At 34.6% G+C, this 13162-nt stretch carries 14 protein-coding genes; 6 read left to right on the plus strand and 8 right to left on the minus strand.

What is annotated here, in order from left to right:
• Positions 1-12: 12 nt before the first annotated feature.
• Positions 13-783, minus strand: a complete 771-nt coding sequence (locus AC0L5Q_RS15410; protein ID WP_473610816.1) for a PEP-CTERM/exosortase system-associated acyltransferase — start codon at positions 781-783, stop codon at positions 13-15.
• A 260-nt stretch (positions 784-1043) separates the two neighbouring features.
• On the opposite strand from AC0L5Q_RS15410, the gene AC0L5Q_RS15415 reads away from it, so the two are divergent.
• Positions 1044-1808 carry a S1 family peptidase gene (locus AC0L5Q_RS15415; protein WP_473610821.1) on the plus strand — a complete coding sequence of 255 codons (765 nt, stop codon included), beginning with the start codon at positions 1044-1046 and terminating at the stop codon, positions 1806-1808.
• Between the two features lie 34 nt (positions 1809-1842).
• Here AC0L5Q_RS15415 and AC0L5Q_RS15420 read toward each other — a convergent pair whose 3' ends face one another.
• The 3 genes from AC0L5Q_RS15420 to gpmI form a co-directional block, all read right to left on the minus strand.
• Positions 1843-2589 (minus strand): divergent polysaccharide deacetylase family protein, encoded by a 747-nt coding sequence (locus tag AC0L5Q_RS15420; protein WP_473610825.1) that lies wholly within the window; start codon positions 2587-2589, stop codon positions 1843-1845.
• 98 nt (positions 2590-2687) lie between these two features.
• Positions 2688-3839, minus strand: a complete 1152-nt coding sequence (locus AC0L5Q_RS15425; RefSeq protein WP_473610829.1) for a murein hydrolase activator EnvC family protein — start codon at positions 3837-3839, stop codon at positions 2688-2690.
• Between the two features lie 10 nt (positions 3840-3849).
• On the minus strand, positions 3850-5409 hold the full coding sequence (gene gpmI / locus AC0L5Q_RS15430; protein WP_473610833.1) for a 2,3-bisphosphoglycerate-independent phosphoglycerate mutase: 1560 nt from the start codon (positions 5407-5409) through the stop codon (positions 3850-3852).
• A 251-nt stretch (positions 5410-5660) separates the two neighbouring features.
• On the opposite strand from gpmI, the gene AC0L5Q_RS15435 reads away from it, so the two are divergent.
• The 4 genes from AC0L5Q_RS15435 (at position 5661) to gpsA (ending at position 7975) form a co-directional block, all read left to right on the plus strand.
• Positions 5661-6086: a rhodanese-like domain-containing protein gene (locus AC0L5Q_RS15435; RefSeq protein WP_473610835.1), complete on the plus strand. Its 426-nt coding sequence runs from the start codon at positions 5661-5663 to the stop codon at positions 6084-6086.
• Positions 6087-6100: 14 nt separating this feature from the next.
• Positions 6101-6355 carry a glutaredoxin 3 gene (gene grxC, locus AC0L5Q_RS15440; RefSeq protein WP_473610838.1) on the plus strand — a complete coding sequence of 85 codons (255 nt, stop codon included), beginning with the start codon at positions 6101-6103 and terminating at the stop codon, positions 6353-6355.
• 97 nt (positions 6356-6452) lie between these two features.
• Positions 6453-6962 carry a protein-export chaperone SecB gene (gene secB / locus AC0L5Q_RS15445; RefSeq protein ID WP_473610842.1) on the plus strand — a complete coding sequence of 170 codons (510 nt, stop codon included), beginning with the start codon at positions 6453-6455 and terminating at the stop codon, positions 6960-6962.
• A 5-nt stretch (positions 6963-6967) separates the two neighbouring features.
• Positions 6968-7975 (plus strand): NAD(P)H-dependent glycerol-3-phosphate dehydrogenase, encoded by a 1008-nt coding sequence (gene gpsA / locus AC0L5Q_RS15450; protein ID WP_473610846.1) that lies wholly within the window; start codon positions 6968-6970, stop codon positions 7973-7975.
• A gap of 15 nt (positions 7976-7990) precedes the next feature.
• Here gpsA and trmL read toward each other — a convergent pair whose 3' ends face one another.
• Positions 7991-8455 (minus strand): tRNA (uridine(34)/cytosine(34)/5-carboxymethylaminomethyluridine(34)-2'-O)-methyltransferase TrmL, encoded by a 465-nt coding sequence (gene trmL / locus AC0L5Q_RS15455; protein WP_473610850.1) that lies wholly within the window; start codon positions 8453-8455, stop codon positions 7991-7993.
• A 129-nt stretch (positions 8456-8584) separates the two neighbouring features.
• Between trmL and AC0L5Q_RS15460 the strand changes: the two genes are divergently transcribed.
• Positions 8585-9472 carry a cation diffusion facilitator family transporter gene (locus AC0L5Q_RS15460; RefSeq protein ID WP_473610854.1) on the plus strand — a complete coding sequence of 296 codons (888 nt, stop codon included), beginning with the start codon at positions 8585-8587 and terminating at the stop codon, positions 9470-9472.
• Here AC0L5Q_RS15460 and AC0L5Q_RS15465 read toward each other — a convergent pair.
• The 3 genes from AC0L5Q_RS15465 to AC0L5Q_RS15475 form a co-directional block, all read right to left on the minus strand.
• Complete coding sequence (locus AC0L5Q_RS15465) at positions 9469-10455, minus strand: alpha/beta fold hydrolase (RefSeq protein WP_473610857.1); 987 nt, start codon at positions 10453-10455, stop codon at positions 9469-9471. The two genes, AC0L5Q_RS15460 and AC0L5Q_RS15465, sit on opposite strands and share 4 nt — an antisense overlap.
• Positions 10456-10790: 335 nt before the next feature.
• On the minus strand, positions 10791-12620 hold the full coding sequence (locus tag AC0L5Q_RS15470) for a M56 family metallopeptidase (protein ID WP_473610861.1): 1830 nt from the start codon (positions 12618-12620) through the stop codon (positions 10791-10793).
• Positions 12621-12639: 19 nt separating this feature from the next.
• The gene (locus AC0L5Q_RS15475) at positions 12640-13023 is read right to left on the minus strand and encodes a BlaI/MecI/CopY family transcriptional regulator (RefSeq protein WP_473610865.1); all 384 of its coding nucleotides are present in this window, start codon (positions 13021-13023) and stop codon (positions 12640-12642) included.
• Between the last annotated feature and the right edge of the window lie 139 nt (positions 13024-13162).

A 13162-nucleotide genomic window follows, 5' to 3' on the forward strand; every position in this document is an offset into this window, starting at 1 on the left:
CTATTATCCTTGTTATTTATCCGTACTATCTGTAAACGGAATAAGGCTCATTTGCTGGGCTAGATCATTATAAATTATCTTATAAAGGGCAAGCAGTTCTTCTGAAAGTTCAGAATTAAACTTATCTTTTTCTAAATAAAACATTGCTCGCAATCCATGATAATCAATTTCATCACCCACTTGTTCAAAAGGCAAACCAAAGCGCTGTAATCTTTTATTTAACCGAGGTTCCATCATAACAAACATACCTCTATGATTACATATGTCAGCTAGCGCAACGGCAGCCAAATATAAGCCCATAGCGATATTTGGAAAATTTCTTCGCTCTTCTTCTGTATATACTGTTTCAGGATTAATATCCTGAAGAACAAAAGGTACGCTTTTCTCTTTAGCTCGACGTCTGAATGTATCGAGAACCGCTAATCTTGATATTTCTCCAAAACTGCCTCGATCGAAAGTAGTAGAATCTAAGATATCGGTTCTAGCACTATGTAAGCAATTAGCTTCGAAAGGGAGTGGGAGGTTTGGATTATTAACTGGCGGGATCACTAACCTTACACAACCCGCATAAGCATTAGTGCGTCGGTGCTCTAATAAGCAGTGATATGAATAATCATCACATTCATCTATTTCTAATTCTAATTCATTTTCAGGTTCCCAGCCTAATTCTCGGCTATAAACGCCGTAACGGATTTTGAAGGCTTCCTGCCTAAGTAGTTTATTATTGGCAAATTTAATTTTAAAAAAGTGATTAAAATTATCAGCAATGGAGTATGAGTTCATAATTTATAGCACTCTACTTAGATATGTATCGAATAGCTGTTTATAAATATAACAGTTTTACACAGATTAATACTAACTTTTTAAATGCAAAGCGTTGTTTTCCATGGAAGTAAAATTATTCTGTATACGTTTTCATTACAACTTTGGTATATCATAATTAATATAGTTTTAATTATGGCTAAAAATACTCATAAAGTAAGGCATAATTAATATTAAAATCTATTTATCTGCTAAGATATTGAAAATTAAAAGGGTCTCTAATGAATTATTTATTTAAATGTATCTCGCTTTTATCTTTCTTTTTACTTCAAACGGCGACGGCTGAATTAGCAGATACACTTGAAAGGGTTAAACCTTCTATTGTGGGAGTTGGTATTTATACGCCGACAGGTAATCCAAAAAATATATTAAAAGGAAGTGGTTTTGCCATTGGGAATGGCCGTTATATTGCTACTAATTACCATGTGGTTTCTGAAGAGTTAGATGAGAGATTATTGCAAGAAATGGCTGTTTTTGTAGGAACAGGCAAAGAAGCTATAGTGCGTAAAGCATCTCTTGTAGCTAAATCTCAAAAACACGACTTAGCCATTCTAAAAATTGAGGGAGCATCATTACCCCCTATATCTTTAGGAGTTGATGAGTATGTAAGAGAAGGTTCTTATGTGGCGTTTACGGGGTTTCCTATTGGCGCGGTTCTCGGTTTATATCCTGTTACACATAGGGGGATTATTGCAGCAATTACTCCAACGATAACTCCTGTGAATGATATAAAGCAATTAAGTATGAGAATGCTTAGGCAGTTACGCGATCCTTTTATGGTTTATCAACTTGATGCAACAGCTTATCCTGGCAACAGTGGTAGTGCTATGTACGATAGAGAAACAGGTGAAGTTGTAGGTATTATTAATAAAGTGTTTATTCAAGAAAGTAAAGAGGCTGTAATTAGTAAACCTAGTGGTATTACCTATGCAATTCCAGTGAAATATCTTCGTCAGTTATTGAAAGAAAATAATATTAAAATTTGAGATTCATAGGTTACAGTATAAAAATTGTATTAAGCTAGTCAGTCAATTGTTTACTTTTTTCGACTTGTTGTATGTTGAATAATTGAGAAATAGCAACTAACTCAATATTTTGTCTGGCTAATTGAGGCAGTAATTTATTTATTGAGTCTATACTTTCTGGGTGAGGATGCGCTATAGCAATGGCTATTCCATGTTTTTTAGCTTGTTTTATAAGTAATGAAAACTGTTTAGCTATGTAATGATATTCAAGGTTATTATCTAAAAAAACATCTCTTTGTAGCGTCGGAATGCCCAACTGTTTAGCGATTGCACCAGCCTTGCTGTTTGAAGAGGTTGCACTGTCGATAAAAATAACATTTTGCTCTTTAATGAACTTCATTACCCATGACATTGGTTGACGTAATGCAGTGAGTAAACTTCCCATGTGATTATTAATACCAATGGCAAAGGGAATTTCTGCGAACGCTTCTTTAAGGCTAGTACGGATCATTGATTCATTCATGTCGTTGGTTAATCCTCCTGGCCCTAAAAGCTTTCCATTTTCAGCCTGCATTGGGATATGCAACATTATTTCATGTTTATTCATGAAGCCTTGTTCAGCCAGCGATTTACCATAGGGGGTATGGGGTAAAATAGAAAATGTAATGTTTGAGGGAAGGTTTAGTATATTCACATCTGTTTTTCTGTAACCGATATCATCAATAATAATAGCAACTTTATCTTTTGCCGCAACAGAGTAACATGAGGTAAGGCTGAGTATTAATAGGATAAATATACGCAAGGTAAAAATCTGAAGTGATAGATAGGATGGGTTAGAATATTAACATTTTACGCATTGTAAATCGAATTGAAATATCATTATTTAATACTTACTTGGAGTTATCTACACCAAAGTTTTGGATTTTTTGCCTGACCCGCATGACGAATTTCAAAATAGAGTCCAGGTTGAGATTGCCCACCACTTTGCCCCACTAATGCAATAGGCTCGCCTTGTTCTACATATTCACCTACTTTTTTTAGTAACGTTTGATTGTAGCCGTATAAGCTCATATAGCCCTTACCATGGTCGATAATTGTGACTAAGCCATAACCTTTTAACCAATCAGAAAATAAAACTTTTCCGTTATATATAGACTTTACTTGTTCACCTAATTTTGCTCTTGTTAACACTCCCTTCCATTTTATGTAGCCATGTTTTTGGGTACCAAAACTATGTGCTATACGGCCTGATACTGGCCATTTTAATTTTCTTTTCAATTTAGCAAGCCCACTTAGGTTTTTACTGGCTTTAGCTAAAAGTTCAAGTTTGTTTAATGTGTCTTTTAAACTTTTTTCTTCTGAAATAAGTTTATCTAGTTGCTGCTGTTTGCTTAATTGCTCTTTTTTAATAAGTGTTAAAGTTTTAGTTCTTTTTTCTTTACTTTCTTCTAGCGATTTTTTGTTGGTAGCTAGTTCGTTAGTTATTTTATCTAATGCTATTGACTGTGTCTTATGTTTCTCTTCTACAACAACGAGTTCATCAATGGTTTTTTTAAAACTTTCAATTTCTTTAATTCGTGCATTATTCACATATTGATAATGAGTAATCGTTCGTTGAATAGTTGCTGGATTCTTTTGATTAAGTAATAATTTTATATAATCGTGATGGCCAGCTGAATAGGCGGCTCTTAGTTGTTTTGCTAGTAGTTTTTCTTGACGTGTTTTGTCGGTTATTAATCTGTTTTTGGTTTGTTCAAGCTCAACTAATTTATTTTGTATAGCTTGCTTATTGTGTGTGTTTTCTTGTATTTCTTGGGTAATTGATGAAATAGCAAGATCGCTATTTTTAAGTTGATTTTCTAATAAAGTTCTTTTTTTGTTAACAGCTTGAAGTGCTGATTTTGTTTGAGAAATTTCAGATTTTACATCCTTTAATTTTTTATTTGTTGATGATTGATTATCAAAGAAGGGATTTGCTAAACACGATAAAGAAAATACACAAAGTAATGCGCATAACCTTATCGTGTTTTTAACAAAATGAAGAAACTTCATTAATAACTAATTAATCTTTTAAATTCATTAAAACAGAACCTGTCATTTCTTCAGGTTGAGGTAACCCCATAAGTTTTAGGATTGTTGGTGAAATATCGCTTAACGTTCCTGTTTTTGCTGGCGTTGCATCTCTACCAACGTAAATTAATGGAACGGGTTCACAGGTATGAGCGGTATGAGCTTGACCAGTTATAGGATCAAGCATTTGTTCAGCGTTACCGTGATCAGCTGTAATTAAACATTCACTACCTGTTGCTCTTATAGCTTCAACAACTCGTTGAATTGCACCATCAACGGCTTCACAAGCTTTAACTGCAGCATCGAAATCACCCGTATGGCCTACCATATCGCCATTAGGGTAATTACAAACAATAAAGTCGTGCTTACCGCTTTCAATAGCACCTACTAGTTCATCTGTTAATAGTTTTGAATTCATTTCTGGTTGTAAGTCGTAAGTAGCCACTGAAGGAGACGGAACTAAAATACGTTCTTCACCAATAAACTCATCTTCTCGACCACCACTAAAGAAGAAAGTAACATGTGCATATTTCTCTGTTTCAGAAATGCGTAATTGCGTTTTATTGTTTTTTTCTAACCATTCACCCATAACATTATGTAAAGCTACTGGTGGAAATGCGCACTCGGCGTCAATATCTTCTGCATATTGAGTTAAGGTTACAAAGCTAGATAACTCTGGTGTTCTGTTTCGAGTAAAACCTTCAAAATTTTTCTCAGTGAAACAACGACTGAATTGTCTTGCTCTATCTGCTCTAAAGTTCATAAAAATAAGCGAGTCGCCATCGTTCACTTTAATAGTATTGCCGTCGGGATCTAAAATAGCGGATGCATCAACAAATTCGTCATTTTCATCTCTTTCGTAAGCGGCATTTAGAGCATCAATAGCGTTGTTGAATTGGTACTCGCCTTGTCCGTCAACTAATAAGTTATAGGCTTTTTCAACACGATCCCAGCGTTGATCTCTGTCCATAGCGTAATAACGGCCAATAATTGAAGCAATTTGACCTGTTGCTTCTGTACCTGAGAATAATTCTTCAAATTTATTTTGTGCTTTAGTTATAGGAGATTCTGCGCTTCTTGGAGGGGTATCTCTTCCATCTAAAAATGCATGTAAGTAAACCTTTTTGGCTCCTTTATTTTTAGCAAGCTCGATCATAGCTAAAATATGTTCGTCATGACTATGTACACCGCCTGGAGAGAGTAGACCAAAAATGTGAACAGCCTTATCTTTTTTTACGGCTTCATCAACAGCAGTTGATAAGGTTGGGTTACTATTAAACTCGTTATCAGCAATTGATTTAGTGATGCGAGTAAAGTCTTGATAAACTACACGGCCAGCGCCTAAATTTACGTGTCCAACTTCAGAGTTGCCCATTTGTCCATCAGGTAAACCTACAGCCATGCCTGATGTTTCAATAAGCATGCTTGGGCAAGTTGTCATTAAATTATCGATGAAAGGTGTTTTAGCATGGTAGATAGCATTAGAATCTTGATTTTCGCGATAGCCCCAACCATCTAAAATAATGAGTACAGTTGATTTTTTATGTGACATGAAGATTTCCTATAGAACTAAGTTTATATATCAATAGCCCAAATATTATAATGGTACGCTACGAAAAGATGAATAGTGCCACATTATACCAAGACGAAGATATAATTTCTTGTGTAGATGACCATGAAATGTTCCTTGTTAACTTTCATCAATGTAGTTTAAATAACTAACAAGTGGATCCTATTCTTTATTGCGGCAACAAGTTATTAGCCTGTATACTATGGGGAAATTTATAGAGAAAATGGTTTTTTATGGAACAACTTATTGCTTTTGCAAGTAATCACGCTTTATTGAGTGGTGCTTGGGGTGGAATTGTACTTTTACTTATATACACAACGATCAAAATTCAATTATCCCCTATAAAGAAAATCAGTACACAAGAACTGACTTTTTTGATGAATAGGGAGGAGGGGGTTGTTGTTGATATTAGGGCAGAAAAAGAATTTAATGCAGGACATATTCTTGACGCAAAGCGTTTAAGTAGCGAAAAAGCGAATAAGAGTGATTTCGCTACCCTTGAAAAATATAAAGATAAACCCATCATTGTAGTATGCGCTGCTGGTTTAACTGCGGTTAAAGTTGCCGATTCCTTGTATAAAGCAGGATTCACTAAAACCAGTTTGCTTAAAGGTGGTATGAATTCATGGCTTAGTGGTGGATTACCTGTTTCAAAATAATCAGTAGAGATATTATGGCTGTTGTAGACATTTATACTAAAGTAACATGCCCTTATTGTATGAGAGCGAAAGCGCTTCTATCACAAAAAGGTGTAACATTTAACGAAATTAAAATTGATGGTAATAATGACCTTAGAACTAAGATGATTGATCGTAGTGATGGCGCTTATACTGTTCCTCAAATCTTTTTTGATGATAATCACATTGGTGGTTGCGATGATTTATATGCATTGCACAACAGTGGCCAATTAGATGAGTTATTAAAGTAACCCCCGTATTATGTAAACTATCGACTATCGTGTTTTCATATCCAAATAAAATAAATTAGGTGCTGTTTTAGTGCCATTAAAATAGGAAGTATTTATTATGTCTGATGACATTCAAAGCAACGAAGCAGCAACATCTGAATCAGCACCTCAGTTTGCAATTCAACGTGTTTATACAAAAGATGTTTCATTTGAAACGCCTAACTCTCCAGCTATTTTTCAACAAGATTGGAAGCCTGAAGTAAAGTTAGATATTGATACTCGTTCAGATAAATTAGCTGAAGATACATACGAAGTTGTATTATCATTAACTGTTACTGCAATAGTTAATGAAAAAACAGCTTTCTTAGCGGAAGTACAACAAGCGGGTATTTTTACTATTGGTAATTTACCTGAAGCTCAATTGGCTCATGCAATTGGTGCTTTTTGCCCTACAACATTATTTCCATATGCACGTGAAACTGTTGCAAATCTTGTAAGTCGTGGTTCTTTTCCTCAACTAAACTTAGCTCCTGTTAACTTTGAAGCGTTATTTGCTTCTTATGTTCAACAAAAAGCTCAAGAAACTGCAGGAGCAGAAAGCGCTCCTTCAGGAATTGAGACACACTAGTTTTAATGTCATCTCTCAATAAAAGCATCTCAGTTATAGGAGCAGGCTCTTACGGCACTGCTCTTGCTGTTTCACTAGCACGTAATGGGCATCAAACCACTTTATGGGCTCGTGATCATGCACATATAATTGAAATGAAGAGAACAAGGGAGAATCATAAATACCTCCCGGATTGTTTTTTTCCTGAGTCTTTAATTTTAGAGAGCGATTTAGAGAAAACCGTTCGTTCAAGTGCAAATATCCTTATTGTTGTTCCAAGTCATGCATTTGCTGATACATTGAAACAAATAAAACCTTACCTTGATAAATTTTCTCGTGTAGCTTGGGCTACAAAAGGTTTAGAGCCAGATACAGGACGTCTTCTACAAGATGTAGCTCGTGAAGTATTAGGTGATAAAATCTCTTTAGCTGTTTTATCTGGGCCAACTTTTGCCAGAGAAATGGCTATGGGATTACCAACAGCAATTTCAGTTTCTTCAACAGACGACGAGTTTGTTAAAGACATTTCTAACTTACTTCACTGTGAAAAAACATTCCGCGTATACAGTAATAATGACTTTATTGGTGTTCAACTGGGTGGAGCAGTAAAAAATGTTATTGCTATTGGCGCAGGTATGGCTGATGGCATAGGTTTTGGAGCTAATGCTCGAACTGCACTCATCACTCGTGGGTTAGTTGAAATGACTCGGCTTGGCACAGCGCTTGGTGCTGAAGCTAATACTTTTATGGGAATGGCAGGTTTAGGTGACTTAGTATTGACCTGTACTGATGATCAATCAAGAAACCGACGTTTTGGTTTAGCCCTTGGTAGAGGCATTGATACTGAGCAGGCGATGAAAGATATTGGCCAAGTGGTTGAAGGTTATAGAAATACTCATGAAGTATATATGTTGGCGAAACGAATGAATGTTGAAATGCCAATCGTAGAGCAAGTTTATCAAGTACTATACTGTGATAAACCTGCAAAAATAGCCGCTGCTGATTTACTTTCGCGAGAGCGCACTTATGAATAATTGTATATGAGAGATTTATACAGCATTTGGAAAGCCTAGTTGTCTCCAAGCATCATATACAATTACCGCGGTTGCGTTTGATAAGTTCATACTTCTACTACCTTCTAGCATAGGTATGCGTATCTTATTTTGATCAGGTATTTGCTGTCTTACCTCTTCGGGTAATCCGCTAGTTTCAGAGCCAAAAAGCAAATAATCTCCTTTCGTAAACTTTACATCACCATAATAGTTATCTGTTTTAGTGGTTATTGCTAATATTCGTTTGGGGTTTTCTGTCGCTAAAAAGTCTTCAAAACTTGCGTGCCGTTTAGTTGCTGCAAACTCATGATAATCTAAACCTGCACGCCTTAGTTTTTTATCATCAAAATCAAACCCTAAAGGCTCAATTAAATGTAATCGAAAACCTGAGTTTGCACATAAGCGGATAATATTCCCAGTATTCGGTGGGATTTGTGGTTGAAAAAGTACAACGTCTAACATGCTAAAGCTCTTTATTTTGTCTAATATATTAATTATACGCATCTTACTCGTATTGCTAAAAGATATTTAACTTTAGTCGCATATATTAATTTATAATTAGGCTATTGGGCCAAGAAGTAGGGACTTATTTTGGATACAGTAACTCACGATAAAAAGTATAATGCTTTAGTGAAAATTGCAGCATACAGTGCAACAAGTGCCGCTTTGCTGCTGGTGATTATAAAGTTGTATGCTTGGTTTATTACCGATGCAAGCTCTATGTTGGCATCAACAACCGACTCTTTACTCGATCTTTTTGCGTCACTGATGAATGTGGTTATTTTGCGTTATGCGCTTGCTCCTGCAGATAATGAGCATAGATTTGGGCATGGAAAAGCAGAAAGTTTAGCAGGGTTAGTCCAATCAGCTTTTGTTATGGGGTCTGCTTTACTGCTTGTCTTTCATGGTGTAGGACGAATGATCACACCACAAGCCATAATTCGTTCCGATGTAGGTATAGGAGTTACTATTGCAGCCATCATTGTAACTTTGTGCTTAGTTGTTATTCAAAAATTTGTAATTAATAAAACTCAATCGGTTGCTATAAGTGCCGATGCTCTTCATTACCAATCAGATTTAATCCTTAATATTGGTGTGTTATTAGCCTTATTTTTGAGCCAAAGTATATGGAAGAATGCAGATGGTTTTTTTACCATTTTAGTTGGGTTGTTTTTATTATGGGGGGCTGGGAAAATAGTGTGGTTAAGTGTATATCACTTAATGGATCACGAGCTTACAGCAGATGAACAAAATATTATTACGAATATTGTTGTTAATCATAAAAAAACGTATGGTTTGCATGACCTAAGAACTCGACAAGCCGGGCCTGTAAAGTTTATTCAATTTCATTTAGAGCTAGATGATAACTTATCTTTATTTGAAGCTCATGCTATAGGAGAGTTAATAGAAAAAGAAATAGAGGAAGAATTATCACCGTGTGAAGTCTTTATTCATCATGATCCTAAATCAGTCGTTTAAGACTCGAAAAACTGTAGTGTTTTTGTGATGACTTGAGTTCTTATCTCATCTGTTTCAAATAATAGCTCATGCCAAGCGCCTTCAATAACTATAGGTGTTTTGGCGCTTAATTGAGGAGCGAGCTGATTTAATTCATCGCAAAATAAATTTTGCTTTTTATTATCTACAATATTGTCATTACCTGCCTGAAATACACATAAAGGTGTATGGATTTTATCTAAATTTGAGAAAATATTATGCTCTGCTTTCAGTGCTTCACTGAGCCAATGTATAGTGACACCACCGAGTTGAATACTTGTTTCTTCTTCATATAAATTAATGGTCTTCTGATAACGTTTTTTGCAATGAGTAAGTTGGTTATCATAAAAAGGTTTAGCTTTATACCTTGATAAACCTATAAAAAACCAAGGTTCATTTGAGAATATGTGGTTAATGACTCTACCTATATTTACGATAAAGCTCGCAAGAAAGTGAGGTAGAATACCCGTATTTATAGCTATCATTGGGGACAGTAAAACTGCTTTTTTAACCACTTGAGGAAAAAGTTGAAACATTCTTAATGATATTGCGCAGCCCATTGAATGAGCTAATAAATAAGGGGCTGAATCCACAGATGCGGGATTTACAATGGTGGTTATAAATTGATATAAATCGTGGGCATAATCATCAAAATCTTCAATATAACCTTTATGAGTATTGATGAGCATACGCTCTGATAGACCTTGTCCCCTATGATCTAAAATAAAAACACTATAACCCTGTTGGTAAAGTTCAAAAATGGTTTCTTTATACTTCAAATAACTCTCTGAACGACCAGAAGCAATTACAATTACAGGCGCTCCTATCTTGTTAAAGAAATGAGCATAATGAAGAGTGAGATTATTTTTCCCTATAAAAGATTGAAACTCTCCTTGAGACCAAAAGGCTTCTTGTTCATGTGCAGAGGTATCATTTTTGTGCAACTTATTCTTAGAGGATGTCATTTATACCATTAATCCTTTATATATTAAGTGGTCAAGTAATATAGTAACGAATGCATTTATATCACAAAGTTGAGTTCGCACTTAAATTTCACTTTTTTCAGGATTGTATTCTAATACATTCAGTAAAACATTATTAAAGGCGTTGGACAACAGATTGGGAGTTGATTCTATGATGTATTGATTATTTTCTACAATTATCATTTACCATTCTTTAGATGTTCTAAGTTAGGCATTTCAGTTAGGTTTATCTTTATTCTGATAGAGGAAGAGAGGTTACTAAAAAAGCAATGAATGATAATAATTAAGAGCAATTTTTTATTTAAACTATTAGATATCTATTTGTGTAAGCTGAAAGAAAAAATTTTAGACATTTTACTATTAATTGCTTCACCATTATTTTGTGCTGGCTTAAAGCGCCACTTTTCAATGGCTGAACGCACTGATGTCTTAAAGTAATTTATTTTATGTTTTACAGATGGAAAAATAATATCTGTTACATTACCTTTTTTATCTATTGTGAAGTCCACTTTAACTTCTAGTTCAATACCTTTACGCTTAGCTGTATAGGGGTATTTAGGGGGGACAGAATATATTAGCTCTGCTTCGGAAGATAGTTTAGTACTCTTTGTATAGAGGTTTGATGCACTATTTATATCTACTTTTCTAGCAGGTAATCTAGGTTCTTTATGGCTAGGTTCTTTCGCAAATTCTATTAATTGTTCAGAATAAGAGTTTTTGGTTAGTGATGTATTTTTGCTTGAATCTGTATTATCAAAAGCTATTTCGGAAATAGATTTCTTACTGGTATTGGTATATTTACCAATAGTAGATGTTTCTATTTTTGCTAATTTATCCTCAATTTCATCAGCAGGCGATTGAGTTGTTATTTCTGATTCCTGTTTATTATTTGAAATGGTTATGTTTTTTTTAGCCTTTGGTTGAATTTTCTTTTTTTGTTCAATAATTATATTATTAATTTCTTCAACATGTTCAGTGATCTGCTGTGGTGGAACTATTTTCTTGTGTTTTATAATGTGATTTTGTTCATTTGGAATAGAAATAGGGAGCCTTGTATTAAATAGTTCTTTTGTATCTAATACTTCAGTTTTATTCGTATAACTAGGTGAATTAAGCTCTATTTCAAATTGTGTAATAAGTTGCTGTGATGAAATAAAAAGTATGACCGACAATATAGTTAAAGATGCAAACCACTTACTTGCTTGATTACTTGAAGCGCAATGATGCTCGTTGACTAACCGTAGTACTCTTTGCGTAAGATCTCCACCAGAAGCAGCCATTGCCATATTGGGTATAGAATGATGTCGGTGTTTATTACACAGAGAGGCTGTATCAGCAAGAGTGTGGGCATATGCTATTGGGTTACCACAATGCCTAACAGCAATATCATCACTACAATATTCTCTTTCATTGCGCATTTGGTTTGAAACCCATAATACACAAGGATGGAAAAACAAAATAATTTCTACGATAGATTGAATAAAGTTCACAAAATAATCATATCTACGAATATGTGCTAATTCATGTAGCATTAACATATCTAATTGGGTAGGTGTAAGTCCGGTTAACATGCTTACAGGTATTAATACGATAGGTTTTATCCAGCCTATTGCCATAGGTACCGAAGTATTTAACGAGATCATTAAAGAGGGGGCTTTTTTTATACCTATTTGTTGAGATAGATTCTGAAAGCGAGTAAATAAATCTTCATCAGGTATTAAGGTATCTTGTTTAGGTAATTGATTTACAGAGTATAACTCGAATATCAACTTTAGAGATAAAACCGATATAACAGATAGCCAAGTAACGGTTAAGTAAGGTAAATAGTCTACAGCATTGGAATACCACTCACTTTCTGATGATATTATTTGAGTAAACTCGAAGCCAGTTATAGGGTTTTGTGATAAGTTTTGAGTTAACTGTAGATAATCAGGTTTAAAAATAATAAAGAAAGTCATCAGAGGCAATAGCAGGTTTAATATCATTGCTGCTGACGAAAAGGCGTACCTCAATTGTGACTTTTGATTTGGAGTAAAAACTAATGCGGTTTTTAAGGCAAGTGCAACGAGTACTCCTTGCCATAAAAAATGGATAAGAGTAAGTGCTATGCTATATATCAGTGGGCTGTTTAAAAAGCTTTCCTGCATTACACTTCCGTTAAATTGATTATTGTTCTTCTAATTTATTAAGTAATTTCCGAATATCAGCGATTTCTTCACTACTTGTTGAATCATCTAAAGCTCGCATAACAAGTTTAGATGTAGAGCCTCCAAATGCTTTAGAGACTAAATCTTTTAATAAAGATGATTGCGTTTGCATTTCACTATTTGCAGCAGCATATACATGTGCTCTATTACTTTCATCACGAATAACCAACGCTTTTTCATGCATAATTTGTAATATTTTTAAAACAGTTGTATACCCAGTGTTTTGAGTGCTGCTGAGGTGATCATGAATCTGTCTTACTGTTGCTGGCCCTAATTGCCATAAAATATTTAAAAGTGTTAGTTCTGCTTCAGTAGGCTTGAGACCAGACTTACTACGACTCATTGAATTTCCTCGAAATTTAAAATAGATACTAAGTTTTACAGTAAACTCATATCCTCTAATCCTATCTCTTGTTGCTAAAATGAGCAACAAAAAAGTATTAAACAATATTATTGCTTATGGTAATTAAGTAGCATTTTTG

The sequence above is a fragment of the Pseudocolwellia sp. G5-9 genome (genome assembly GCF_055808995.1).

Bases quoted from the DNA above. Each gene is read 5' to 3' on its own strand.
- AC0L5Q_RS15410 (WP_473610816.1), bottom strand. From the start codon at position 783: ATGAACTCATACTCCATTGCTGATAATTTTAATCACTTTTTTAAAATT.
- AC0L5Q_RS15415 (WP_473610821.1), top strand. From the start codon at position 1,044: ATGAATTATTTATTTAAATGTATCTCGCTTTTATCTTTCTTTTTACTT.
- AC0L5Q_RS15425 (WP_473610829.1), bottom strand. From the start codon at position 3,839: ATGAAGTTTCTTCATTTTGTTAAAAACACGATAAGGTTATGCGCATTA.
- gpmI (WP_473610833.1), bottom strand. From the start codon at position 5,409: ATGTCACATAAAAAATCAACTGTACTCATTATTTTAGATGGTTGGGGC.
- AC0L5Q_RS15435 (WP_473610835.1), top strand. From the start codon at position 5,661: ATGGAACAACTTATTGCTTTTGCAAGTAATCACGCTTTATTGAGTGGT.
- grxC (WP_473610838.1), top strand. From the start codon at position 6,101: ATGGCTGTTGTAGACATTTATACTAAAGTAACATGCCCTTATTGTATG.
- secB (WP_473610842.1), top strand. From the start codon at position 6,453: ATGTCTGATGACATTCAAAGCAACGAAGCAGCAACATCTGAATCAGCA.
- gpsA (WP_473610846.1), top strand. From the start codon at position 6,968: ATGTCATCTCTCAATAAAAGCATCTCAGTTATAGGAGCAGGCTCTTAC.
- trmL (WP_473610850.1), bottom strand. From the start codon at position 8,455: ATGTTAGACGTTGTACTTTTTCAACCACAAATCCCACCGAATACTGGG.
- AC0L5Q_RS15465 (WP_473610857.1), bottom strand. From the start codon at position 10,455: ATGACATCCTCTAAGAATAAGTTGCACAAAAATGATACCTCTGCACAT.
- AC0L5Q_RS15470 (WP_473610861.1), bottom strand. From the start codon at position 12,620: ATGCAGGAAAGCTTTTTAAACAGCCCACTGATATATAGCATAGCACTT.
- AC0L5Q_RS15475 (WP_473610865.1), bottom strand. From the start codon at position 13,023: ATGAGTCGTAGTAAGTCTGGTCTCAAGCCTACTGAAGCAGAACTAACA.